The organism is Streptomyces lothianensis (assembly GCF_047779955.1).
In the GTDB taxonomy this organism is placed as follows: Bacteria; Actinomycetota; Actinomycetes; order Streptomycetales; family Streptomycetaceae; genus Streptomyces.
Genome location: NZ_JBLMKT010000181.1, coordinates 1 through 221 on the forward strand (window position 1 = coordinate 1; position 221 = coordinate 221).

Sequence of the window (221 nt, forward strand, 5' to 3'; positions counted from 1 at the left end):
CGCCGCCTGGAACCTCCACGAACTCACCCGCCACCACCACGAACTCACCGAATTCGTTCTCTTCTCCGGTGGCGCGGGGACCTTCGGCGGTCCCGGCCAGGGGAACTACGCGGCAGCCAATGTCTTCCTGGACGAGCTGGCGCGTCACCGGCAGGCGCTCGGCCTGCCCGGACAGGCCGTCGCCTGGGGCATGTGGGAAGAACGCAGCGCCATGACCGCGC

The 221-nt window shown here is 69.7% G+C and carries 1 protein-coding gene; it reads left to right on the forward strand.

The features are described 5' to 3' along the window. Window positions 1-221, forward strand: a 221-nt coding sequence (locus tag ACLF6P_RS30145; protein ID WP_415954612.1) for a KR domain-containing protein, incomplete at both ends; no start/stop codon positions are given.